The sequence below is a fragment of the Notoacmeibacter ruber genome (assembly GCF_003668555.1).
Taxonomy (GTDB): Bacteria; Pseudomonadota; Alphaproteobacteria; order Rhizobiales; family Rhizobiaceae; genus Notoacmeibacter; species Notoacmeibacter ruber.
Genome location: NZ_RCWN01000001.1, coordinates 1,815,771 through 1,840,219, shown reverse-complemented (window position 1 = coordinate 1,840,219; position 24,449 = coordinate 1,815,771). Strand labels below are relative to the sequence as shown.

General features: G+C 60.4%; 23 protein-coding genes. 5 read left to right on the top strand and 18 right to left on the bottom strand.

Translation table 11 applies throughout. From position 1 onward, the window contains the following. Positions 1-21 precede the first annotated feature (21 nt). From D8780_RS08740 to D8780_RS08720, 5 genes are all read right to left on the bottom strand, one after another. Positions 22-1,938: a polysaccharide biosynthesis protein gene (locus D8780_RS08740; RefSeq protein WP_121645248.1), complete on the bottom strand. Its 1,917-nt coding sequence runs from the start codon at positions 1,936-1,938 to the stop codon at positions 22-24. Then, positions 1,922-3,142: a DegT/DnrJ/EryC1/StrS family aminotransferase gene (locus D8780_RS08735; RefSeq protein WP_121645247.1), complete on the bottom strand. Its 1,221-nt coding sequence runs from the start codon at positions 3,140-3,142 to the stop codon at positions 1,922-1,924. The genes D8780_RS08740 and D8780_RS08735 overlap by 17 nt, the downstream gene beginning before the upstream one ends. After that, positions 3,135-3,773 (bottom strand): acetyltransferase, encoded by a 639-nt coding sequence (locus D8780_RS08730; RefSeq protein ID WP_121645246.1) that lies wholly within the window; start codon positions 3,771-3,773, stop codon positions 3,135-3,137. The genes D8780_RS08735 and D8780_RS08730 overlap by 8 nt, the downstream gene beginning before the upstream one ends. After that, the gene (locus D8780_RS08725; RefSeq protein WP_342633442.1) at positions 3,770-4,393 is read right to left on the bottom strand and encodes a sugar transferase; all 624 of its coding nucleotides are present in this window, start codon (positions 4,391-4,393) and stop codon (positions 3,770-3,772) included. The genes D8780_RS08730 and D8780_RS08725 overlap by 4 nt, the downstream gene beginning before the upstream one ends. A gap of 87 nt (positions 4,394-4,480) precedes the next feature. After that, the gene (locus D8780_RS08720; protein WP_121645244.1) at positions 4,481-5,755 is read right to left on the bottom strand and encodes a nucleotide sugar dehydrogenase; all 1,275 of its coding nucleotides are present in this window, start codon (positions 5,753-5,755) and stop codon (positions 4,481-4,483) included. A gap of 332 nt (positions 5,756-6,087) precedes the next feature. On the opposite strand from D8780_RS08720, the gene D8780_RS16010 reads away from it, so the two are divergent. The 3 genes from D8780_RS16010 (at position 6,088) to D8780_RS08710 (ending at position 8,549) form a co-directional block, all read left to right on the top strand. Further along, positions 6,088-6,573 (top strand): Gfo/Idh/MocA family protein, encoded by a 486-nt coding sequence (locus D8780_RS16010; RefSeq protein ID WP_281004564.1) that lies wholly within the window; start codon positions 6,088-6,090, stop codon positions 6,571-6,573. After that, positions 6,570-7,025: a Gfo/Idh/MocA family oxidoreductase gene (locus D8780_RS16005; protein ID WP_281004582.1), complete on the top strand. Its 456-nt coding sequence runs from the start codon at positions 6,570-6,572 to the stop codon at positions 7,023-7,025. Before D8780_RS16010 ends, D8780_RS16005 begins: the two co-directional genes overlap by 4 nt. A gap of 174 nt (positions 7,026-7,199) precedes the next feature. Beyond that, positions 7,200-8,549 carry a DUF2793 domain-containing protein gene (locus D8780_RS08710; RefSeq protein WP_121645243.1) on the top strand — a complete coding sequence of 450 codons (1,350 nt, stop codon included), beginning with the start codon at positions 7,200-7,202 and terminating at the stop codon, positions 8,547-8,549. A 264-nt stretch (positions 8,550-8,813) separates the two neighbouring features. Here the strand turns inward: D8780_RS08710 and D8780_RS08705 are convergent, their stop codons facing one another. After that, positions 8,814-10,226 (bottom strand): FAD-binding oxidoreductase, encoded by a 1,413-nt coding sequence (locus D8780_RS08705; RefSeq protein ID WP_121645242.1) that lies wholly within the window; start codon positions 10,224-10,226, stop codon positions 8,814-8,816. A gap of 301 nt (positions 10,227-10,527) precedes the next feature. Between D8780_RS08705 and glpD the strand changes: the two genes are divergently transcribed. Beyond that, on the top strand, positions 10,528-12,147 hold the full coding sequence (gene glpD, locus D8780_RS08700) for a glycerol-3-phosphate dehydrogenase (protein ID WP_121645241.1): 1,620 nt from the start codon (positions 10,528-10,530) through the stop codon (positions 12,145-12,147). A 110-nt stretch (positions 12,148-12,257) separates the two neighbouring features. Then, positions 12,258-13,778, top strand: coding sequence for a glycerol kinase GlpK (gene glpK / locus D8780_RS08695; RefSeq protein ID WP_121646469.1), 1,521 nt, complete (start codon positions 12,258-12,260; stop codon positions 13,776-13,778). A gap of 8 nt (positions 13,779-13,786) precedes the next feature. On the opposite strand, the gene D8780_RS08690 is transcribed toward glpK, so the two are convergent. The 12 genes from D8780_RS08690 to D8780_RS08635 are packed head-to-tail and all read right to left on the bottom strand — an operon-like array spanning position 13,787 to position 24,448. Continuing rightward, positions 13,787-14,710 carry a DMT family transporter gene (locus tag D8780_RS08690; RefSeq protein ID WP_121645240.1) on the bottom strand — a complete coding sequence of 308 codons (924 nt, stop codon included), beginning with the start codon at positions 14,708-14,710 and terminating at the stop codon, positions 13,787-13,789. Then, complete coding sequence (locus D8780_RS08685; RefSeq protein ID WP_121645239.1) at positions 14,707-15,483, bottom strand: cobalt-precorrin-6A reductase; 777 nt, start codon at positions 15,481-15,483, stop codon at positions 14,707-14,709. Before D8780_RS08685 ends, D8780_RS08690 begins: the two co-directional genes overlap by 4 nt. 15 nt (positions 15,484-15,498) lie before the next feature. Then, positions 15,499-16,446 carry an adenosylcobinamide-phosphate synthase CbiB gene (cbiB, locus tag D8780_RS08680; RefSeq protein ID WP_342633441.1) on the bottom strand — a complete coding sequence of 316 codons (948 nt, stop codon included), beginning with the start codon at positions 16,444-16,446 and terminating at the stop codon, positions 15,499-15,501. A gap of 42 nt (positions 16,447-16,488) precedes the next feature. After that, positions 16,489-17,508, bottom strand: a complete 1,020-nt coding sequence (gene cobT, locus D8780_RS08675; RefSeq protein WP_121645237.1) for a nicotinate-nucleotide--dimethylbenzimidazole phosphoribosyltransferase — start codon at positions 17,506-17,508, stop codon at positions 16,489-16,491. 17 nt (positions 17,509-17,525) lie between these two features. Next, the gene (gene cobS, locus D8780_RS08670) at positions 17,526-18,317 is read right to left on the bottom strand and encodes an adenosylcobinamide-GDP ribazoletransferase (RefSeq protein ID WP_121645236.1); all 792 of its coding nucleotides are present in this window, start codon (positions 18,315-18,317) and stop codon (positions 17,526-17,528) included. Further along, complete coding sequence (locus D8780_RS08665; protein WP_121645235.1) at positions 18,314-19,642, bottom strand: cobyrinic acid a,c-diamide synthase CobB; 1,329 nt, start codon at positions 19,640-19,642, stop codon at positions 18,314-18,316. The genes cobS and D8780_RS08665 overlap by 4 nt, the downstream gene beginning before the upstream one ends. After that, positions 19,639-20,436 carry a uroporphyrinogen-III C-methyltransferase gene (cobA, locus tag D8780_RS08660; RefSeq protein ID WP_121645234.1) on the bottom strand — a complete coding sequence of 266 codons (798 nt, stop codon included), beginning with the start codon at positions 20,434-20,436 and terminating at the stop codon, positions 19,639-19,641. The genes D8780_RS08665 and cobA overlap by 4 nt, the downstream gene beginning before the upstream one ends. Then, positions 20,433-21,206 carry a precorrin-4 C(11)-methyltransferase gene (cobM, locus tag D8780_RS08655; protein WP_121645233.1) on the bottom strand — a complete coding sequence of 258 codons (774 nt, stop codon included), beginning with the start codon at positions 21,204-21,206 and terminating at the stop codon, positions 20,433-20,435. The genes cobA and cobM overlap by 4 nt, the downstream gene beginning before the upstream one ends. After that, positions 21,203-21,628 carry a cobalamin biosynthesis protein gene (locus tag D8780_RS08650; RefSeq protein WP_121645232.1) on the bottom strand — a complete coding sequence of 142 codons (426 nt, stop codon included), beginning with the start codon at positions 21,626-21,628 and terminating at the stop codon, positions 21,203-21,205. Before D8780_RS08650 ends, cobM begins: the two co-directional genes overlap by 4 nt. Beyond that, positions 21,625-22,851 (bottom strand): precorrin-6y C5,15-methyltransferase (decarboxylating) subunit CbiE, encoded by a 1,227-nt coding sequence (gene cbiE / locus D8780_RS08645; protein WP_121645231.1) that lies wholly within the window; start codon positions 22,849-22,851, stop codon positions 21,625-21,627. The genes D8780_RS08650 and cbiE overlap by 4 nt, the downstream gene beginning before the upstream one ends. Then, on the bottom strand, positions 22,848-23,624 hold the full coding sequence (locus D8780_RS08640; protein WP_121645230.1) for a precorrin-3B C(17)-methyltransferase: 777 nt from the start codon (positions 23,622-23,624) through the stop codon (positions 22,848-22,850). Before D8780_RS08640 ends, cbiE begins: the two co-directional genes overlap by 4 nt. Continuing rightward, positions 23,621-24,448 (bottom strand): precorrin-2 C(20)-methyltransferase, encoded by an 828-nt coding sequence (locus tag D8780_RS08635; RefSeq protein ID WP_121645229.1) that lies wholly within the window; start codon positions 24,446-24,448, stop codon positions 23,621-23,623. The genes D8780_RS08640 and D8780_RS08635 overlap by 4 nt, the downstream gene beginning before the upstream one ends. Position 24,449: the final 1 nt, after the last annotated feature.

Below are 24,449 nucleotides of genomic sequence, written 5' to 3'. Positions count from 1 at the left end.
GCGCCCGCCCAATGAGCTTGTTCAAGCGTCGGGGCGGTGGGGGTCGTCGGGGTGGTTGATCAGACCTGGCCCGGTCACGCGGGGGCAAGGTTCAGACAGCCTGTAGCCGTCGACATATTCCACCAAAAGGCCAATGAGACCGTGCCGGTCGCCTTGCGCGATGGTCTCCGCGATTCTGTCGAGGAGATCGTTTCGCGGTACAGGAGCGTCCTCACGGGCTCGCAGAATTTTCGGATGCGGCGTCGGCAGGCTGTTAGTGCCGATGAGTAGCTCTTCATAGAGCTTCTCGCCCGGACGTAGCCCCGTAATCTGTATCTCGATATCGCCGTCGGGCGTGTCGTCGTCGCGTACAGTCAGGCCGGACAATTCAATCATGCGGCGGGCAAGGTCGACGATGCGAACGGGTTCGCCCATGTCCAGAAGGAACACCTCCGCCCCCTCGGCGAACGCGCCAGCAAGCATCACGAGGCGGGCCGCTTCCGGAATCGACATGAAATAGCGTGTCACCTCCGGGTCGGTCACCGTGACCGGTCCACCACCCTCGATCTGCTCGCGAAACAGAGGGATGACCGATCCGGATGAGCCGATCACATTGCCGAAGCGCACCGTGGCGTAAGTGGTGTCTGGAAAAAGGGCCTGCTGGATCTGTATTGCAATCTCGGCCATGCGTTTGGTCGCGCCCATCACGTTCGTCGGTCGAACGGCCTTGTCGGTCGAGACGAGAATGAAGCGTTCGATTGAGAGTTCTCCGGCGGCTTTCGCGGTCAGCATGGTGCCGAGAATGTTGTTCTTGGCGCCTTCCAGGACGTTATCCTCGACCATCGGGACGTGCTTGTAGGCCGCGGCATGAAAAATATTCGTGACGCCGTGTTCGATGATGACCTGACGGATGCGTTCAATGTCCTGGACCGAGCCCAGACAACTGACGATCTCGATATCCCGCTCGCGTGCGAGCGGTTCGAGTTCTCTTGCGATGTTGTAAAGAGCGAATTCCGACACTTCGAATAAAACGAGCCGGCGTGGCGAGACCTGAACGATGCGTCGGCAAAGCTCTGAACCGATCGATCCGCCCGCACCCGTCACCATGATGGTTTCGCCGCGGTAGGCTTCGCCGATTCTGTCAGATTTCAAGTCGACATGGGGGCGATTGAGCAGATCGTCGGTCTCGACATGTCGGACAGCGGGCATCACGCCGCCCGCGCGAATGATCTCGAGATAGGATGGTAATTCCAGAACCTCGACCTTGGCCTCGCTGATCGTACGAAGCAGGCGGCGCCGTGCGGGAGGTGGCAAGGAGGGAATCGCCAGGAAGACCGACTGAAAGCGTCCCGCGGCAGCCAGGGGAGAGAGCGAATCAGGGCCGACGACCCGAAGTCCGACGATCGTCGCGCCTCGAAGGCCCGGTTTGTCATCGATGAAGAGAACCGGACGGTATTCTTTGGAACGGCGGAGTGCCGAGGCCAATTGAACACCGCCGGCGCCCGCGCCGTAAATGGCGACCGGTTTACGGTCCGAATGACTACGGCGGCTGTGATCGAGCCAAACCCGCATGACAAGACGCAGGCCGAGTGCGCTCACCAGGAGCAGAAGGCCGAAGATCAGCGGCACGGTACGAGGTGCGCCAAGCGGGAGGAAAAGGTTTGCCAGAAAGACGGTAATGCCAACGCCGATCGACCAAATGGCGGTTCGAAGAACGCCGGTGCTGCCGAAGGTCGAAAGTTGAATTCTGTGAATGCGCAGGCCGATGGCGAATGCGATCGACAGTGCGGTCGCGAATATGACCCCCTCTACGCTGTTCGCGATCCAGAAGCGCGGTGTGAAGTCGTTCAGGCGCAGGACCAGCGCAGCGAACCAGCAGGGCGGCACCAACAGAATGTCAACAGCCAGTAGAGCTGCCGCCTTCTGTCGGCGGGTCAGTCGATCAACATATCGATGCATCGGAAAGACGCTCCGCGCTCAGATTGAAAGACGGTATCGTCAGTCCTGGATGGATCAGGAAGGTAAGGCTGGTCTCCCCCAGCTGTCTTGCGACGGGCAGTCGCTCCAAAGGTCGGCAGCCCAGCCCATCGAACGCTTTTTCCAGATAGATTTCCGAGCAGCTTCCTTGCATGCATGCGACGCCCTGCTGTTGCAGGTGCCTCAGAATAGCGTCGCGATCGGAACTCGCGGGCAGCCTTTCGGGCCTGACGAACGCGATAAATCTGTACCATGCGTGACGGTAGCTGTTCGCCTGATCCGCTTCCTGCGTTGCTCCGAGGTAAACGGGCTGTGGAAGTCGGATGAAGCCCTCGGGTCCGCTATAAGGCAGCAGAGCCTCGTGAAGTTGTCGGGCGTTCTCTGCGCGTTCGGCGTGCCAGCTCTCCATTCGCTGCAACTGGATACGTCCGATTGCGGCTTCCATTTCGATCATCCGCCCATTCATGCCGATCGATTCGTGTAGCCACCGAAAGCCGGGCGGATGATCGTGTTCGTAGACGGCGGCATAGCTTTTGCCATGATCCTTGTATGACCACATCCGGCGCCAGAGTGTTTCGTCATGGCAGGTGACCATGCCGCCTTCACCGCCGGTGGTCATGATCTTGTCCTGGCAGAACGACCACGCTGCCACGTCGCCAAGACTTCCGACGGGGGTCCCCTTGTATAAGGCGCCGTGGGCCTGAGCGCAGTCCTCGATCAGAAAGACATCGGCTCCCACCGTCTGGCGGATGGCATCCATATCGCATGGCAAACCGCCAAGGTGGACGCAAAGAACGGCGCGTGTCCGCGGGGATAGAGCTGCGGCGATGGTCTCTGGTTCCAGATTCCCGCTTTCCTCTCCCACATCGGCAAAGACGGGTCTGGCGCCGGCCTGGATGACGCAAGAGACTGAAGCGATGAAACTGCGGGGCGTCACGATGACTTCATCACCCGCATCGCCGCCATTGGCCGCGCCGATCTTCAGACCGTGCAACGCGAGGTCGAGTGCCACTGTGCCGTTCGCCACTGCAATGGCGTGATCTGTTCCGGCAAAAGTGGCGAACTCTTTTTCGAAGTGCCGACATTCCTGTCCGGTCCAGTAATTGACCTTATTGGACAGCAGTACGCGGCTGACGGCCTCCGCTTCTTCGTCGGTGAAATTCGGCCAAGGTGCGTGATCAGCCACGTCCGGTCTCCGATCTTAGGGTCGCTCTTGCCGGTGTGCCCGTGACCATGGTTTCATCAGGAATATCATCGACGACCGTCGCGCCGGCACCGACGATGACATCTGCACCGATGCTCGTGTTCTGCCGGACCGAGGCGCCAATACCGATCCAGCTCCGCTCACCAACCGACACTGTACCCGCCAGGTGGGCTCCAGGCGAAATGTGAACCGCTTCCGCAATCTGGCAGTCGTGATCCACAGTGGCTCCCGTATTAACAATAACGGAACTGCCTATATTCGCGAAAGCCTGCACAATACCGCCCGCCATAACCACCGTCCCCGCGTCCAGCGAGCAATGGCGAGAAATACTGGCGGAAGAATGAACGATCGTCGGCTGACGAATATTGAGACGATTGAATTCCGAGAGGATGTTCTGTCTTGTCTGATTGTGGCCGACACTGATGAAGAGGTCGTGCGACCGCATCAATTCGTGCCACTTGCCCAAGGGGCCGATGACGGGCCACACGCCGTTATTGGCACGCTCGTCAAAGCAGTCGTCGAGAAAAACAATATCACGCCAGCCCGCCATTTCCGCCGTGTCGGCAACGACGCGCCCATGCCCCCCGGCGCCGAGCAAAGCGAGCGGCTTCATCGTTCACCGCGAAAGGGCGGCATGGTCGCTTCGCCCGTGGCTGATATTCCCGAACTTTTCAGCACTGCCGCGACCGTCCGCGCCAGAATCTTGAGATCAAGCCAGAAGCTTTGGTTCTCGACATACCAAACGTCCAGTTCGAATTTTTCCGGCCATGAGAGAGCATTGCGCCCGTTGATCTGCGCCCAGCCGGTCAGGCCCGGGCGTACCGCATGGCGTCGACTCTGACGTTCTGAATAGAGCGGCAGATACTGCACCAGAAGCGGACGGGGGCCGACCAGGCTCATTTCGCCTTTCAGGACATTCCATAGTTCCGGCAGTTCATCCAGAGACGTCGCGCGGAGCCACCGGCCAAAAGGTGGGAGCCGCTGCGCATCCGGCAGCAATTCACCTGACGAATCCCGCTCATCCGTCATGGTCCGGAATTTGACCAACTGAAAGATTCGTCCGTGCATCCCGGGACGATCCTGGCGAAAGAAAATGGGACGGCCGAGCTTTACTGCAACGAGGCAGGCAAGTATCGCCATCGGAAGAAGAAGTATAATCAACCCCGATGCGGATATTACGATGTCGAACAGACGCTTCAAATGAGTCCTCAGCAATTTCGGCCCCGCAGGCACCACCTTTTGCACGGGGGCCGATGCTTCGGCAATGCGTAATCTATGCTTTATCCTCTGGTCGATGACCTTGCCTCGGAAATCCTCCGCTTAGAGCCTTCCGTCGCTTTCGTCCCGCTCGAAAACTGACTTGACGTCGTAAAAGACGGCGTCCTGCTTACCGTAGGAACGGAGGCGTTGTGCGCCTGCCTCAATATATTCGCGATGGCCGACAGCCAGAATCACGGCATCGTATGCGCCTTTTTCCGGCTCCTCCACGAGATCAACGCCATATTCCCGGTTCGACTGTTCGGCGCTTGCCCATGGATCATGGACGTCGACATTGGCATTGTAGTCGGCCAGCGTCTCGATCACATCGATGACCCGGCTGTTACGCAGATCCGGACAGTTCTCCTTGAAAGCAAGACCAAGAACCAGGATGCGGCTGTCGACGACCGGAAAGCCGCGTTTCATCATGAGCTTCATGACTCGTTCGGCCACGCTGCGGCCCATGCCGTCATTGATCCGACGGCCGGCCAGAATGACCTGAGGGTGGTATCCGACTTCTTCAGCCCGATAGGTCAGATAATAAGGATCGACACCGATACAGTGACCGCCGACGAGACCTGGCCGAAACGGGAGGAAATTCCACTTCGTGCCTGCCGTCTTCAATACTTCTATCGTATCGATGGAAAGCCTGTCGAAGATGATCGACAGTTCGTTCATGAGGGCGATGTTGAGGTCGCGCTGAGTGTTTTCGATCACTTTAGCAGCCTCGGCTACCTCGATGGAAGGAGCCTTGTAGGTTCCGGCATGGATGATCTCGCCATAGAGCGAATCGATCTTCTCCGCGACCTGCGGGGTTGATCCCGACGTCACCTTTACGATCGTCTGCAAGCGGTGAGAGCGATCACCCGGATTGATACGCTCCGGTGAGTAGCCCGTGTGGAAATCCTGGTTGTGCTTCAGTCCGCTTTGTTCTTCCAAAATCGGAACACAGACATTTTGCGTACAGCCCGGAAATACGGTCGACTCATAGATCACGACTGAATTCGCACCGATAATCTTCCCGACCATCTCCGAGGCCCGTCGGACCGGTGACAAATCTGGTCTGTTGGCGTGATCGACCGGTGTCGGCACGGTGATGATGAATGTCTGGCACTCTCGCAGATCGTCCGGGTCGCTGGTGTATTCCAGCTGAGTCGCCGCTGCGAGTTCCTCGTCCGTCGTCTCCAGGGTAAGGTCTTTCCCCGCCCGCAATTCTTCGATCCGCTCCTGTCGTATATCGAAGCCTATGACCGGCCGTTTCTCGCCGAACGCGACGGCAAGCGGCAGCCCGACATATCCCAGGCCGATAATTGCGATCTTTCCATCGAGCGTAGCCATGGCTGGGCGGATCTCCTTCGTGCCGCAGGCACCTTGAACGTTGGTTCAGAAACGAATCGCCAATCGTCCAACTCTTTTGACTGGACGTCACGATAATTGGCGCGATGCTTAGTGTCTCTTATTCCTACACTCAAGCTCAAACCAGAGATGCATGGTATCCCGTTTGGCGAAGACGTTTTGTTATCTAAAAATCGCGCGGATTCATTGCAGAAACTCCAACGGTCATTTGCGCAAACGGGAGGCCTGTTATCAACTTGCAGCCGGGCGATTCAACGTCCGCACAAAAGCCGGCGATCTCGCCGATGTCCGATAGCAGAAGGTTACAGCGACGGATGCAAACCGATCAGACCAATCCCAATTTCGCCCTTATCGGACTTGGCGGCTACAGCGCGCCCAGGCACCTGAAAGCGATACAAGAGGTCGGTGGCGATCTTCTGGCTGCCCTGGATCCGAACGATTCGGTGGGTCTGATCGACAGCTATTTTCCTGAAGCCCGTTTCTTCACCGAGTTCGAGCGCTTCGACCGTCATATCGATAAACTGCGCCGCAGTGAGGGTCCGAAGATCGACTATGTCTCGATTTGCTCGCCCAATCACCTGCATGACAGCCACATGCGATTCGCGCTTCGTTCGGGCGCGGACGCCATATGCGAAAAGCCCGTGGTTCTGAGCCCGTGGAACATTGACGGCCTTCAGGAGATCGAGCAGTCGACGGGCCGCAAGGTCAATACGATCCTCCAGTTACGTCAGCACCCCTCGATCATCGAACTGCGCGAAAGGACCAGGATACCAAGCACGAGGTCGACCTCACCTATATAACCTCTCGAGAAAACTGGTATCTTCGCAGTTGGAAGGGCGAGGAGAAAAAGTCGGGCGGTATCGCCACAAATATCGGCGTTCATTTTTTCGACATGCTGTATTTCGTCTTTGGCGACCTTCAAGAAAGCCGGCTCCATTTGAGGGACGAGACCAAAGCCGCCGGATATCTGGAATATGAGCGTGCGCGCGTCCGCTGGTTCCTCTCGATCGACGCCACCGATCTTCCCGACGCTCAGAAAGAGGCAGGCCAACGCACTTTCCGCTCGATCACCGTGGACGGCAGCGAAATCGAGTTTTCTGCCGGCTTCACGGATCTGCATACGCGGTCTTATCAGGAAATTCTGGCCGGAAACGGCTTCCCCCTATCGGAAACGCGTCCATCGATCGAAACCCTCGCGTCCATTCGCACATCTCCGGTGACGCCGGGAGATTTGCCGGACGCGATGCGCTAGGGACGGTCGCGCTTTCCTTAGGCGGTCAGGCGCTTTTGTTCGGATGGTTTGGGAGGGGAACGGTCGGTGTTTGACCCGACCTCCTCATCTCGCCAGGTCTGACTTCGATGCTGTCAATCCACCCGGTTCGACGTGCCATTAGAATGGCATGGAAACGGAACCAGGGTACCTGACATGTCGACAACATCTACGCTCAAACTGCCTTACCTCTATCCGCAGCAGGCGCAGAAGCATGTGACCGTGAACGAGGCGCTGCGAGCGCTCGACATGCTGGTACAACCAGCGCCTCTTAGCCGCCAGATCATCGACCCCCAATCTCTTCTTCCCGAAGACGGACAGTGCTGGATCGTTCCGGAGAATGCCGTTGGCGATTGGGCTGGCCGCGATAACGACCTTGTTGCCTGGCAGGATGAGGGCTGGTCCTTCTCCACGCCGTCAGCAGGTTGGATCGTTTATGTCTCGGACGAGGAAAGCCTGCTTGCTTTCGACGGAAGCGGCTGGACCGACCTGTTGCCGGATTTCCCTGACACCTTGCCGCGCTTCGGGATCAATACCGAGGCAGACGCGACCAATCGTCTCGCTGTGAAGTCCGACGCTGTTCTCATCAGTCATGACGATGTCACGCCAGGAAACGGCAGTGTTCGTTTCTGTCTCAACAGGCGGTCGGGAGGCGATGCTGCAAGCCTGATCCTGCAGACCGGCTTTGAGGGCAGAGCGGAGATCGGCCTCGACGAGAAGGACGATTTCCAGATCAAAGTGTCGGCGGACGGTGTGGTCTTCCGGCCTGTCCTCGTGATCGACCGGGAAAGTGGCCGGGTGAGCCAGCCCAATACGCCGCCGGTCGCCGCACCGTTCAATCTCTTGAAGGATGGGGGGCGGTTTGCCGGTGTGCCGGAGCCGACTTCGGTGGCCGTCGGCGCTTTCGTGGCGCCGGGCTATGTCGGGGCTTACAATGGCGCTGAGATCGTGGCCGGTCCCCAGTTTCATCACAACAATGCGACCTTTGGCGGAAGCAATGCGGTGCTCCACCCGGAGATAGAGGCCCTGATGCTCAAGGTCAGGACCGGGTCGGCACAACGGTACGGCGTCGAATTCCATACGCTCCGCATCACCGCTGGAGAGGGGAGCGCGGCCAGTGTTGGCGTATCCGGGGCCGATCCGCACGCTCTTCTCTGCACGTCGCCCTCCGTGCCGATCCCCGCCCAGCTGACGGTGAATTACCATCTTCATGTCTTGAGTGGCTCGGCCGCAGTTCTTGCCGATACGTTCGGCCGGACTTTTATCGATGGATTCGAAGTTGGCGCGACGACGCAGATTTTGCCGGACGATGGCTGGTGTCAGGCCACGCGGCTTTACGATCGGGTGCCTTCAGGCTTTTCGGGCTATCATCCGTCCATATTCGGTCTCTATGCGATGCCCAGAACAGAGCTGCTTTTTGCTGCGCCGACCATAACACCGGGTCACGTGCCGATGGGGGAGGGACAGATCATTCTGATTACTCCCGGCCTCGAGGCCTGGAGGTAGAGCGACATATCATAGAGTGCCAAGAACGCTGTCGAGCTGGCGGGCGATCTCCCCATATTCATGGTATTGATAAGCGGCCTCTCGCCCTCTGGCACCCATCTGCTCTCGATCACTCTTTGACATACGCTTCAGCTGATCCACGGCGTCGGCGATAAGGTCCGGTCTTTCAGCGGCAGCCGTAAGGCCGGCTCCTGTCCATCGACGGCCCTTGGTGAGGGGGCGAAACCCGAACCGCGATAACCGCGCCAGCCGGTCATGTTCGATCTAATCCGGCAGTACCTTGCCGGGGTTCAGAAGATTGTCGGGATCGAACAGCGCCTTTATGCCGGCCATCATATCCACGGCGTTGTCGCCGTGTTCGCGTCGCATGTAGTCCCGTTTGCCCAGGCCGATCCCGTGTTCGCCGGTTGCCGTACCGCCGGCGGCAAGCGCCCGTTCGACCAAGGCGCTTGCGACCGATTTCGCCGCAGCCAGTTCACCCCGATCCTCTGGATCGATCAGCAGCGCCATATGGAAGTTGCCATCCCCGACATGGCCCAGAACCGGCGCGCTCAGGCCTTTTTCTTCGGCATCCCTGCGCGATTGCAGGATGCACTCCGTCAAGGCGGAGCGCGGAACGCAGACATCGGTCGTCAACATCCGTTTTGAGGGCTGAGAGGCCATGCAGGCATAAGCGCAGTCATGCCTCGCCCGCCACAAGCGATTGCGGTCCTCCGCCTTGGTCGTCCACTGAAACGCTTCTCCTCCATAGTCGGCCGCGATTGAAGCGGCCAGCTCCGCCTCTGCTCTGGTGCTCTCCGTGGTGCCATGAAACTCCAGAAAGAGATGCGGCGAGACCGGCAGGTCCGTCTTGGAATAATCGTTGACCGCAGCGATCATCAGTTCGTCGAGCAGTTCGATCCTCGCGACGCCCATGCCGCTGCCGATGACGGCAACCGCTGCCTCGACCGCGTTCTCCAGATCGCTGAAGGCGCAGGTGGCCGATGCGATTGTCTCGGGAAGCGGCGCCAGTTTAAGCGTGATTTTGGTCACGATACCCAGCGTGCCCTCGGAGCCTGTGAACAGGTGCGTCAGGTCGTATCCGGCTGCGCTTTTGCGCGCACGGCTGCCGGTCTTTATCACCCGCCCGTCTGCGAGGACCACTTCCAGCCCGAGGACGGCGTCGGCCATCGTGCCGTAGCGGACGGTGTTCGTTCCGCTGGCGCGTGTCGCGACCATGCCTCCGATCGAGGCATCGGCGCCGGGGTCCACCGTGAAGAACAGGCCGGTATCACGCAGCTGCTCGTTGAGTTCGCGCCGGCAAAGGCCTGGCTGCACGGTACAGTTGAAGCTGATCGAGTCGACATCGAGCAGCTGCTTCATCTCGACCGTGCTGACCACAATGCCGCCTTCGACGGGAATAAGAGCGCCTTCGATCGACGAACCCGCGCCGAAAGCGATGATCGGCACGCCGTATTTCGTACAGGTTTGGCAGATAAAGGAAATTTCTTCGGTTGTTCGCGGAAAGACGACAGCATCCGGCAAGGCTGGCGGATGCCACGATTCATCGCGTCCATGGATTTCGCGGACAGACTGGCCGGTGCTGATGCGTTCGCCGAAAGCGGCCCGGAGATCATGCAAAGCCTCATCGAGCCGCCGCTCAGTTCGAGTTCGATTTTTCTTTAATGTGATCGACATGGCGTCTCCTCCCGGTGCGGTCTGCTTGCCGCAGAATGGATGCTACGTCCAGACGCATCGACGCTATGCATGTTCATCCCGGCTCGTTCCCCGCACGAGAGGCGTGCCGGACGAGGTGGTCTCTCATTTTGATAAGAACGAAAAAAAGAGAACGTGAATCGGTGCCTCTTACGCTCCGAGTGGCCCAGTCAGGGTATGGCTCGCCAGCAAACGAAAATTTACGAACATCAGAAGGTTGACCCTTTCGCCACCGTGGAGTTAGCTGCCCTATTCAAATTGCCACGCGAAGAAAGGACGCCGAATGGCCGACAACTCGCACGATAATCCTCCTCTGGTCGACCTGCTGGTTGTTGGTGGAGGTGTGAACGGTTGTGGCATAGCGCGCGACGCTGTGGGCCGCGGTCTCTCGGTTTGCCTCGTTGAAATGGATGACCTTGCGTCGGGCACCTCTTCGGCCTCGACCAAACTGTTCCATGGCGGGCTGCGGTATCTGGAATATTTTGAATTCAAGCTGGTCCGCGAAGCGCTTTCCGAGCGCGAAGTGCTTCTGCGCGCCATGCCGCATATTTCTTGGCCGATGCGATTTGTTCTGCCCTATACGGACAAGATGCGTTTCGAGAGCGATACGCCGACCTCGAAACTGCTTTCCACGGTCATGCCATGGATGAAGGGCCGTCGCCCGTCCTGGCTGATCCGTACGGGCCTTCTGATGTATGACACCCTTGCCGGGCGAAAACTGCTGCCCGGCACCGAGACGGTCGATCTCGACACCGATCCCGCCGGAGCGCCTCTCAAGGAAGAGTTCGAGCACGCTTTTGAATATTCAGACTGCTGGGTCGAGGATTCGAGGCTGGTCGCCCTCAATGCCCGTGACGCGGCAGAACGCGGTGCGACCATCATGACGCGAACCAAGCTCGTCGGGGCGGAACGCCACGATAACGAGTGGCTCGTGACACTGGAGGATGTCGAGACCGGCCGGCAGTTCAAGCGTCGCAGCCGTATGTTGGCCAACGCAGCCGGCCCCTGGGTCCGCGACCTCATCGGTCGGACGGAACAGTCGGATACCGAAGCCGAAGTGCGTCTGGTCAAGGGCAGCCACATTGTCACGCGGAAGCTCTACGAGCATGACAAAGCCTATTTCCTGCAAGGCAAGGATGGCCGCATCATTTTCCTCATTCCCTATGAGAATGACTACACACTGATCGGCACCACCGATGTGAGCCATGATGATCCGAACGCGCCCGTTCGTATCTCCGATGAGGAGCGGGATTATCTTCTCGCTTTCGCCAATGAGTATTTGAAGCAGTCTGTCACCGCGGATGACATTGTCTGGACCTATTCGGGCGTCCGGCCTCTTTATGATGACGGAGCCTCTTCCGCCACGGCTGCAACCCGCGAATATGTTCTGGTTCTCGATGATGAAGACGGCGCTCCGGTTCTGAACGTCTTCGGCGGCAAGATCACGACCTACCGCCGGCTGTCGGAACACGCACTCGACAAGCTGACGGGCCGGTCCAGCCGCGGCGCAAAGGCGTGGACGGCAGGGACACCGCTTCCGGGCGGCGACTTCCCGGTCGATGGAGTTGAGGACCTCGTGGCTTCGCTTTGTGCGAGCCATGACTTTCTGGACCAGAAATGGGCGCTGCGTCTCGTACGCGCTTATGGCACCGATTCTGAAAGAATGCTCGCCGGCGTCAGGACAAAATCCGATCTCGGTGAGATTTTTGGTGCAACCTTGAGTGAAAGAGAGGTTCGCTGGCTGATGGCGCATGAGTTCGCCCGCACCGCCCAGGACGTGCTCTGGCGCCGGTCGAAGCTTGGTCTTCGCATGACAGACGACGAGGTCGAGGGTCTCGAAGCCTTTATGGTGGCTAATGGGGGCCTGGCGAAAGCGGACACCTCGGCAAGGGCAGCCGAATAGAATTTCGCCGGCACCGATACCGCTGGAAGGTGTGAGCGCCCCGGGAGGGCCGGGTGCTCGCCTTTCCTGTTAAAATTTCTATGCTTGAGGCCGAGGAGGAGCCTACCGACATGAAATATATTCTTGCGATTGATCAGGGCACGACCTCGAGCCGGGCGATCCTGTTTGACGAAAAGATGCGACCGGTCGCCACCGCTCAGGAGGAATTTCCGCAGCATTTTCCGCAGAGCGGCTGGGTCGAACACGAGGCCGACGACATCTGGACTACCGTCGCCGGTACGTGCCGGCAGGTAATGGAGCGTGCGGATGTTCAGGCGGCCGATATCGTTTCAATCGGCATCACCAATCAGCGCGAAACCACTCTCGTCTGGGATCGAAAGACGGGGAAGGCCATTCACAACGCCATTGTGTGGCAGGACCGGCGCACGGCAGCGACCTGTCGCCAGTTGCGGGAAGCGGGCCATGAGGAGATGGTTACGGAGAAGACGGGCCTTCTGCTCGATCCTTATTTCTCCGGCACTAAGCTGGCTTGGATTCTCGACCAGGTGGACGGCTCCCGCGAGCGGGCGAAAGCCGGCGAATTGCTGTTCGGAACGGTCGACTCCTACCTGATCTGGAAGCTGACCGGCGGCCGGGCGCATGTGACCGATGCCACAAATGCGGCGCGGACCCTCCTCTATGATATCCGCAAGGGCCGCTGGAGCACGACGATCTGCGACCTGCTCGATATTCCGATGGAAATGCTCCCTGACGTGCGCGACTGCGCCGGGCAGTTCGGCACGGCCCGCGCGGATCTTTTCGGTGGCGAAATTCCCATACTGGGCGTGGCCGGCGACCAGCAGGCGGCAACAGTGGGACAGGCCTGCTTCTCACCCGGCATGCTGAAATCGACTTATGGCACCGGCTGTTTTGCCTTGATGAACACCGGCGAAACGCCGGTCGCCTCGCAGCACCGCCTTCTGACAACGATCGGCTATCAGCTCAATGGCAAGCCGACTTATGCGCTGGAAGGATCCATCTTCATCGCCGGCGCGGTGGTGCAATGGCTGCGCGACGGTTTGAAGATGATCCGTCATGCCGAGGAAACCCAGCCACTGGCGGAAGCTGCTGACGCTTCGCAGGGTGTGATGCTGGTGCCTGCCTTCACCGGCCTCGGTGCGCCGTACTGGGATGCCGATTGCCGCGGCGCGATCTTCGGCCTCACACGCAATACCGGCCCGGCAGAGCTGGCGCGTGCAGCGCTGGAAAGCGTCGGCTACCAGACCCGTGACCTCATGGAGGCGATGCGGGCGGACTGGCATGAATCAAGGGGCGGCGGCCCGGACGCTAGCGCCGAGGATGCGGTTCTGCGTGTTGATGGAGGCATGAGCGCGTCCGACTGGGCGATGCAGTTCCTCGCCGATATTCTCGGCGCCTCGGTGGACCGGCCGAAAGTGCTGGAGACAACGGCGCAGGGCGCGGCCTGGCTGGCCGGCATGGCGGCTGATTTCTACCCGTCGCAAGAGGAATTCGCTCGAAGCTGGTCATTAGACCAAAGGTTCGAACCGCTGATGGAAGCAGATGAACGAGAACGCCGCTATCAGCGATGGGAAAGCGCGGTCGCCGGCGCGATGCGCTTTACCGAGGGCTGAGGTGAAGCTTACTGCCGCAGCGACATGATACCGGCGATAACGATCAGAGCCATTCCGAACAATGTCAGCATGTCCGGCCATTCGTAGAAAAAGACGGCGCTCCATAGAACGGCGAAGCCGACATAGGCAAAATCGAAACTGCCGATGATCGAAGGCGGCGCTATCTGATAGGCGATGGCGGCACCGACGCTACCAATGATGATGGAAACGGCCAGCAGTCCCATCGAAACCCATTCGCTGCTGCCCATTTTGGCCCAGGCGGCGAGGAGGAAGCCATCTCTTTCGCCGGTAACGAATGCGCCGATGAGAAGAGAAGCGAGCGCGCCCACACCGATGAAGGCAATGTTGAGAGCAACGGACAAGATGAGGGGATGGACGGCGCGGCATTTCGTCCGTGTAAGAAGCATGGACGCGGCGTAGAGCATTGCAGCGGTGAGCGGCAAAAGGGCGTAGAGATTGAAATCCCCGGCCTTTGGTCGAAGGATCAGAAGGACTCCCATAAAGCCGAGCGCGACGGCTGCCCATCCAAGCCGACTGATCCGCTCGCCCAATATTGCCGCTGAGAAAAGCGTGATGAAGATCGGCAATGTGTAATAGGCGGCAGCTGCAACGGCCAGGCTGAGATGAGGAAGCGACAGGTAATAGCAGATCCACATGGCGACCAGCATCAGACTGCGAATGGCCGTCCAGATGAGGGCTGGCGGGCGTTGCAGAAGATCCGGCCGGACGATCAGCACGGCTGCCAAAAGTGCCGGAAGAGCGAGCGCTGAACGCAGGACAAAGATCTGCCAGATTACGAAATCGCCACTGGTCAGCTTGATCAATGCATCGCCAAGCGAAAGCCCGAACACCGTGAAAATGATAACGGCGACCGCCAGCGGTAGATTATCGCCAATGGCGTCTTTTCGAGCGCTGTTCCGGCCGAAACTCATTCGCGATGGCCATGAGTCTGTGTTTGGAAGGCGAGAACTGTCGTGGTCAATTTCAGCGTCTCGTCTGGGGTCGAAGCCGAGGGGACTTCAGGAAGTGTCGGGCGCACCAGCATAAAGACCGGCAGTCCTAATTCACGGGCAGCATGCAGTTTCGCCGCAGCCGACGAGCCGCCGCTATTCTTGCAGATGATGGCATCGATCTGCTGATGGCGCAAAAGCTCCCGCTCGGCTTCGATGGGGAAGGGGCCGCGCCCTCGGATTTCATGCCGCTTTGGCGGAGCGTTCGCCGCGTCGATCGGATCGACGGATCGGATCACATAATGGTGGTGCGCAGCATCCGAAAGCTCGGCAATCTCCTTGCGGCCCAGCGCGACGAAGATCCGTTTTGGCTGTGTTCCGAGAGCGGAAAGTGCTGAGGTGAGGTCTGGGACATCGTGCCAATCGTCTCCCTTCTGAGATTCCCAAGCGGCTCTTCGCAGTGCGATTATCGGAAGGTTCGCCCGGCCCGCCGCCTCCACCGCGTTGGCGGATATTCGTGCGGCATAGGGATGTGTGGCATCGATCAGCAGGTCGAAGCGGTGCTCGCGCAGATAGCGGGCGAGACCTGCCGCCCCTCCGAATCCGCCGATCCGGACCGGAACGCCCTGATCGCGCGGTGAGCGGGTCACGCCTGCTAGAGTCAGCAAGACCTCGTATCCCTCGTTCTCCAGGAGGAATGCAAGCTGCCGTGCGTCCGCTGTACCGCCAAGAATGAGAGTTTTTCCAGAGGTCATCGGTCTCGCTGCGGATCAGAGGAGTAGGAGAAAGGCGACGGCGGCGATCAACAGGATCAGTAGTGCATCGGCCCGCCGATAAAGGCGAAGGGCAAAATCGATGTCCTGGGCTGTCGCATCTCTTCTACCCTGCCGGTTCATCACGGCGGCCTCAATCGTTGAACCGGCATAGGTGCGTGGTCCCGCGAGCGCCAATCCAAGAGCTCCGGCCATGGCTGCCTCGGGCCAGCCCGCATTGGGCGATGTATGATGGTGTGCATCCGCAAGAACCGCGCGTGACGCCATCTTGGCATCCGCCCCTCTCGTAAGCGCTGCGGCAGCGATGATGAGCAGCGCCGAGAGGCGACTGGCCGGCAGGTTCAGCAGATCGTCCAACCGCGCAACTGCTTTGCCATAGGCTTCATATCGCTCGTTTCGGTGGCCGATCATGCTGTCGGCGGTGTTGACGGCCTTGTAAATCAAGCCGCCAGCCGGACCGCCGACAACCAGCCAGATGGCGGGCGCCGTCACGCCATCGGAGAAATTCTCGGAAAGGCTTTCGGTCGCCGCCCGCGCGATCTCGCTCTCATTCAATTGGGCCGTGTCGCGTCCAACGATCATCGAGAGAGCCTGACGGGCCGGCCCCAGATCCTGCTTCTGTTTCAAGGCATCGCGTACCGCGCCGACATGCTGGTGAAGGCTCCGCTGCGCAGGGAGGCTGGCGACCAGCAAGCCGATGACCATCAGCGCAAGGAGATCGGGCAGTATGAGCAGGGGCAGGAGATAGGACGTCAACCCGGCAAGCCCCGCCACCACCACAAGTGTGACGGTCAGTTGAACCCCTCGAAAGATCGTCAGGCCACGCGGTGCCGCGGGCAGGTTGAACCGCTTTTCATGCCAGTCGATCAGCTTGCCAATCCACGTCACCGGATGCCCTATCCATGCATAAAGCTGGCTCGAATAGCCGAAGATCGCTTCAATCAGGAGGGCAAGAAGGGTGAGAAGGGCAAACAGGGCAGGGTTCCGTCAGCTCTGAGATTCGCGTTCGGAGACACCCGCTTCGGCAAAGGTCGCCATGCCATTATGGGTTTCGACCGCCGCTTTGATAAGCAGTGTCGCCACCACCGCTCCGGAGCCTTCGCCAAGCCGCATTCCGAGGTCGAGGAGCGGCGTCTGTCCAAACCGAGCCACAAGCCGCTGGTGTGCTTGCTCGGCAGAGCGGTGGGCGAAGACCGCGTGGTCCAGACCTTTCCCGTTCATTGCAAAAAGGGGCGCAACCGCAGCGGTCGCGACATAGCCATCCACCAAGAGCGCCACGCCTTTGACCCGGCAGGCCAGAGCCGCGCCGAACATGGCGGCGAGTTCGCGACCGCCAAAGGCCCGCAGAGCACCGAGTGATGAGTGAAGCAGCGCGCTGTTGGTGTCATAACCGGCGTTCAAGACCTGCACCTTGCGGCGAAGGCCCTCATCGTCGACCCCGGTTCCGCGCCCGGCCCAATCTTCGGCCGCGCCTTCGAAAAGCCCATAGGCTACGCCTGCGGCGGCCGTGGTGTTGCCAATACCCATCTCACCGATGCAGACGAGATCCGCGTCGGCCGGCACGGCCTCGAAACCGATATTGACCGCCTTGAGAAAGGCTTCCTCCGAAAGGGATGGTCCTTGCGTAAAATCGGAAGCGGGTTCGTCGAGATTCAGCGCCATGACCTTCAGTTCCGATCCGGCGACACGGCAGAGCTGATTGATGGCAGCACCGCCATGCTCGAAATTGGCGACCATCTGGCTGGTGACATTGGAGGGAAACGCCGAAACGCCTTTCGACACGACGCCGTGATTTCCAGCGAATACCAGTGTCACGATCCTTTCGAGCCGTGGACGTGGCGTTCCCTGCCAACCCGCGAGCCAGACCGCGAGGTCTTCCAGCCGGCCAAGACTACCCGCCGGCTTCGTCAATTGTGCCTGCCGTTCAGCGGCTTTCGCGGCGGCGTCGTGATCCATATCGGGGATGTTGCGGACCGTTTCGGCGATGGCGTCGAGAGTATCGAACATGCTGATTTCCTGCAGGACTAAATGAGAAGAGTTACGCAGACGGTGAGAACGGCGATCTCCCCAGTCTGTTCGAGGGCACCGCAGACGTCGCCGGTCTGGCCGCCGATCTGGTTGATGGCGAGCGACCAGATCGCGAGATATGCGGCCGCCAGAATTGTGATGCCGGCGATGGTTGCCAGAGGCCCCATGAGCAGCAAGGCGAGGACGGCGAGGAAGAGCGCGAGGCCAATATCCCCAGGCGAGGGCGTGCCGATACGGAAAGCGACGCCCGTGCCGCGCGCATTCGGCAAATGGGCGAGCATAAGAGGCATCATCGCACGGGCCGAGGCATGAGCTGAGACAAGTGCGGTGAGTGCCAGGGTGGGGGACGTCAAAGCGGCCACCAGGCTGGCGCGCAATCCGAATGATGCGATGAGCGCGAGCGTGCCATAGGTCCCCAGTCGGCTATCCTTCATGATTGCCAGCTTTCGCTCCTTGTCGGCGCCCCCGCCGAAACCGTCGGCAATATCGGCCAGACCATCTTCATGGAGCGCTCCGGTGAGCAAGAGCCCGGCCGCGACGACCATGATTCCACGAGGGACATCAGGAATGTCGAGACCATCTAGCGCCGCATTGAAAAGGCCGAGGATAAGGCCGATCAGAGCACCGGCGATCGGCGCAGCCCATTGCACCCGGGCGAAGTCCGTTTCTCGTTGGGCGAGGGGAATGCGCCACGTCGGAAGCCGCGTATAAAAGCCGACCACCACGAGAATATCCGCGCTCCCCTGCCGGATGACCGATCGGATCTCGCCGAACTTGTGGGACGTCACGCGAGTGGCTCCCGCGCAATGGCATGGAAGAAGGTTCCCGTCACATGGCCGTGTCTTCCGCCAGACACGCCGCGATTGTTACCGACACCGTCTTCAAGGCTCGCCAGCGCTTCGTCATGGCCAGGATCGATGACCCGCGCATAGTGAAATTCATGGCCTCGAACGACGCTGCCTGCGCGGCCCACAGGGCTGTCTGCCGCGAGGGTTGCGCGTCGGTAGCCGAGGTTCATCTTCCGCTTTGCATAGCTGGTTGCATGAGACAAAAGGCCGAGCATCTCGTGATGGACGCCCTCGGCATCCTCCAGCATCGTGCCAAGGGTCATGAACCCGCCGCACTCGCCATGAACGGGCTTTTGCTCGGCAAAGCGCCGCACACCCTCCTTGAAGGCCGTGGCGGCGGCCAGCTTTCCCGCATGGAGTTCGGGGTACCCGCCGGGCAGCCAGCAAAGATCGCAATCGGCCGGCGGGACTTCGCCCCCGAGAGGTGAAAAGAAGACGATTTCTGCGCCGGCACTGCGCCATTGCCGTAACAAGTGCGGATAGATGAACGAGAACGCGTCGTCCTGCGCCATGGCGATGCGTTGCGCGGGCGGTGGCAATGCGACAGCCGCTCCGTTCTCATTCGGTATCGCCAAGGGGCTCGCTGCCTCGAAAATGGCATCGAGATCGAGCGACGTCTCCATCGTATCGGCCATTTGGTCGATGAAATCATCCAGAGCCGCGTGTTCGCGCGCCTGTACGAGGCCGAGATGGCGCTCGGGCATCGCCGCGACCGCATCGCGCCGAACTGTCCCGAATACCTGCATTCCGGCCTTGCGGATTGCATCCGCTACCTGCGTTTCGTGGCGATCCGATGCAATGCGGTTCAGAACGACACCGGCAAGAGCGATGTCGTTGTCGAATGTCGCAAAGCCGTGGGCGACGGCTGCGGCACTTCGCGACTGGCCCGAACAGTCGAGCACCAGCAGCACGGGAATGCCGAATCTGCGTGCCAGGTCGGCTGCGGCGCCTGAGCGGCCGGGGCCACCCTCAATCCCGTCAAAGAGCCCCATCGCGCTTTCGATGATGACGAGTTCTGCTTCCGCCGCGTGCTCTGCGAGCATGGTGGAGAGCAGGTCAGGCGGCATCGCCCAGCTGTCGAGATTGACGCCCGGGGCGCCGGTCGCTGCGGCATGGAAGCCCGGATCGATATAGTCGGGACCGCTCTTGGCGCCGCGTACCCGGATGCCGCGCCGTGCAAAAGCACGCAATAGCCCGCTTGTGACCGAGGTCTTGCCGGAGCCGGAACGGGGTGCGCCGACAATGATCGCCCTAGGCGCCGTCATACCATCTCTCCAGCCAACTGACGGAGCTCTTCGCCGACCGGCACCACTCGTCCCACATAGACGACAGCCGGCGAACGAATGTTTTCGCGTTCGGCATCGCGAACCGCGTCGCTGAGCGTGGTGACGAGTATTTTCTCGTTCGGCCGGGTGGCATTTTGAATGATGGCGACCGGCATTTGCGCGGCCATGCCGCCGTCGATCAGCCTTTCCGCCAGAGTGGCGAGATGGGTCATGCCCATATAGATCGCAATCGGTTGATCGAGTTGGGCAAGAGCCGGCCAGTTCAACTCCGTCACGCCCGCGCGATCGTGGCCGGTCATCAGGACGAGCGCATTGTTGACGCCGCGCATGGTGATCGGCATCCGCGCGGAAGCGGCTCCGCCGATCGCGGCGGTCACACCGGACAGAATGCGGAAGGGAATACCCGCTTCGTGCAAGGCGACCGCCTCTTCGCCGCCCCTCGCAAAGATGAAGGGGTCGCCGCCCTTCAGCCGGAGGACGCGAAGGTTCTGCCTTGCCAGATCGATGATGCGCTCATTGATCGCGTCCTGACTGGCGGACGGTTCGCCCGCGCGCTTACCCATATAGATGAGGTCCGCATTGGCGTCGGCATAGTCGAGCAGGTCGGCATTGACGAGCGCGTCGTAGACGATGACGTCCGCTTCAGCCACCGCAGCCAGAACGCCGATCGTCAGCAATTCGAGACTGCCCGGCCCAGCACCCGCCAGCCAGACATGGCCGGACGCAAATTCAGGACGCTGTTGGCGCATTTTGGCGAGAAGAACTTCGATCATTGGCTATCCGAGGTGTCGCGTCCGCGAAAACGACGCTGATATTGGGCGTCGTAGAGGGCACTTTCGCGGTAATCCTCGCTGGCCAGAGACCGTCCGACAAGAATGATGGCCGTCCGTTCCACCGGATCGGCAGCAAAACGCTCCTCAATATCCGCCAATGTGCCAACAATGATTTTCTCTTTCGGCCGGCTGGCGTGAGCGACGATCATGACGGGGCATGCTGCGCCATAGAATGGCATGAGCCGCGAGACGACTTCCCCGAGGGCATGGATCGCCAGATGGATCGCGAGTGTCGCACCGCTCTTCGCGAAGTTTTCGAGCGTCTCGCCGGCTGGCATGGGCGACGCGCGGCCCTGCACACGAGTGAGAATCAGACTTTGGGCTTCGGCCGGGATGGTGAGTTCCTGCCCGATGGACGCTGCTGCAGCCGCGATAGCGGGAACGCCCGGGACAAGCTGGTAGGAGAGGCCGCGTCGTTGGAGCCGCCTTATCTGCTCGTTGACCGCGCTCCACATTGAGAGGTCACCGGAATGAAGACGGGCGACGTCCTGACCGTTCTCATGAGCGTCGACAAAGATTGCCTCGAGTTCGTCGAGGCTCATCGGTGCGCTGTCGATGAGCCTTGCACCTTCGGGGCACCACTTCAGAATATCAGGCGGCACGATCGAACCGGCATAGACGCAGACCGGACATTTTTCGATCAGACTTTTCCCACGCAGTGTCATCAGATCCGGCGCGCCGGGACCGGCGCCGATGAAATAAATGGTCATGACGTCACCGCTTCGGTCTCAGTATCGGCAGACGAGAAGACCGTCTTCGCCAATGCACAGGTGACCGCGCCTGCGATGATGCGTGGAATGACAAGCTCGGCAGTCATCCCATTGGTGTCTGACGTAGCCGCGGCAAGCGCTGCGCATTCCGCAACGGAGGATAGGCCTTTCGCTTCAAAAGACTTCTTGGAAAATGTGACAGTCATGATCTCGGTCGCTTGATCTTGGTCCACGCCGACAAGGTGGGCTCCCACTTCCGTGGCGAACTGCTGGAGGGCCGGGGTCGTCACCTTCTCTTCCAGCGCCGCGAAGGCTGAAACATCGCGGCGAGCAAGGCCGGTTTCCGCCAGTGCTTTATCCAATGCTTCCGCGAAATCTTTGGCCGTGGCCCGACTGTTGAATCCGAAACCGGCAACGATCATGTGCCGGCCTCCTTGCGATAGCGCCACTGTGTGACGGGCATGGCATTGCGCCAGCCGCGCATGGTGCCGACCGGTGCCGAATGGGCGATCTGAATACGGGTCAGCGAACCGCCAAGACGGCTTTGAAGATCCGCCAAGAGCGCTTCGGTTTCCAGCGTCACGCCATTGGCGACCAGTCGTCCGTTGGGTGGCAGGAGATCGAGCGCGGCCCCCATCACACCGGGATGGGTCGCCCCCCCTCCGACAAAGATTGCATCGGGATGGGGGAGTTCCCGGATCGCATCAGGCGCGGTACCTTGGATAATCTCCAACCCGGGCACACCAAACCGTTCCGCATTTGAGGCAATGCGCTCCGCGCGGGTTGGATCGGCTTCGACGGCAATTGCGCGGTTACGCGGATGGGCGAGCATCCACTCGATTGCGATCGACCCCGATCCCGCGCCGATATCGAGCAGGAGATCGCCCGGCGCCGGCGCAAGAGCGCTCAGCGTGACGGCGCGCATGTCGGACTTGGTCATCTGACCGTCGTGATCGAAATACTCGTCCGGAAGGCCCGGCGTGAGCGGAATGAGAGCGGCTGTGGGCTCGGCCTCCACCGTCAACGCGATGACATTCAGCGGATCAAAACGCTGTCCACTCTGCGCAAGATCAGCCGCTCTGTGCTTGCTGATGTTTTCGCGATCGCCGCCAAGCGCTTCCATCACGAGGAGCGTACTCTCTCCCATTCTCAGATCACGGATGTGGCGGGCAATCTCGGTTGGCGACGATCCATCCGATGTCAGGACGATGAGACGCGCACCGTCATGCAAATGAGGCCGCAGGGTCGCGACCGGACGGCTGTGCAGTGAGACCATTTGAATTTCCTGCAACGCCCAGCCGAGGCGCGCGGCAGCGAGTGAAAAGGCCGAAGGGTGCGGGATAGTCCGCATTTCCGAAGGGGCGATGAGCCGGGCCAGAGTGACGCCGACGCCGAAATGGAAGGGGTCGCCCGATGCCAGAACGCAGGTTTGTGTCCCCGCACATTTCCGAACCCCGTCCATCGTCGTATCGAAGGGAGAAGGCCATGGATGGATTTCTCCGGCAATCAACGGCGCGGCAAGCTCCAGATGGCGCTCTCCTCCGAAGACATGCAAAGCGCTCTCGATCGCCTTGCGCGCATTGGGGGAGAGGCCGGAGATACCGTCCTCCCCAATTCCCACGACTGTCAGCCATGGGCCGCTCATCGGACGTCCCCGGCGAGTTCGTCCGGCCAATAGCGTGGCGTATAGATAAGCGGATCGCGGCCGGGCCGCTCGATCGATCGGGTGGTCACCGAGCCGACAATGACGCAGGTCGCCATATCCGCCATGGAACCTTTTGCATCGGCGAGAGCAACGGAGCTAACGCACTGATCGGGCCGTCCCACCGCGCGGCCGAATATGACCGGGACCTGCGGAGGCAGGTGAGAGCGGAGACGATCGAAAATATGGTCGAGCTGCCAAGGTCGCGATTTGCTGATCGGATTATAGAACGCCATCGCCATTCCCGTTTGCGCGCAGCAAAGGGCACGCTCTTCGATGACCGAGAACGGCTTGAGATTATCCGACAGGTTGATCGCACAAAAATCGTGGCCGAGAGGCGCGCCGCAGATAGCCGCCACGGCCAGCATCGCGGTCACGCCCGGTACCGAGACGAGATCAATGTCGCGATAGGCCGGGGGACCATCATCGATGGCTTCGCAGATCGCTGCGGCCATGGCAAAAACGCCGGGATCCCCGCCGGAGACAATGGCCACGTTCTGTCCGCTTGAGGCGAGGTCAAGCGCAGCGCGGGCGCGGTCCAACTCTTGTCGATTGTCTGAGCCATGCATGATCTGTTCGGGCCTTGGCGAAAGACGTTCCACGTAAGGAAAATAGCCGAAAATGTGTGTGGCGCGGCCGACCTCGTCACGCGCTTGTGGCGTGATCATGGTTTCGGAACCCGGTCCGAGGCCAATAACGGCCAACCGCCCACTCATGACATCACCGGCTTTTCGCGGCTGGAAGGGAGCGCTTCTTCCTTCTCGCTTCTGCCCGGGGCGGTGGGAAGATCGCGTGCGGCCCACCCGGGCACCAGCACCAGCGAAAAGTAGGGCGCATCCTCATCCGCTTTTTCGATCAGCGGCTGATACCCGCCTTCCACCATCGTGCCGCGCTCGACATAGATGGCGCGATCGAGGCGGCCGGCGCGTATCAGCGCGCGGCGCACCTTGGGAAGGTTGCGTCCAAGCTTCATGATGATTGCGGCTTCGGTCTGCGTTAACCGCTCCGCGAGATCGTCTTCGTCGAGCGTGCCCGGCAGAACGGTCAGGACGTCGTCGCCCTGGACGATGGGCACGCCGGCAAGGCTCCAGCATCCGCTCATGGCTGTAATGCCGGGAATGACCTCGGTGGGATAACGATCGGCAAGTCTGACATGGAGATGCATGTACGAGCCATAGAACAGTGGATCGCCTTCGGAGAGGATGGCGACCGTCCGACCCTTCGAAAGATGGGCTGACAGCGTTTCTGCCATCTGATCATAAAATGCGGTCACCGCGCTGCGGTATCCGTCGCTATGACGATGCAGTTCCGTGGTCACGGGGTAGAGCAGGGGGACTTCCATAATGTCGGGCCGGCGATAGGCGGCCACGATCCGCAAGGCGTTGGAACTGTTTCCCGCCTTCGCAAAATAGGCGATCACGTCTGCTCGCTCCAGAATGCGCGCGGCTTTGAGGGTGAGAAGATCGGGGTCGCCTGGCCCGGTTCCGACGCCATAGAGACGCCCCGTCCCGTTGACCGCTTTTGCGCTGCTCCATGCCATC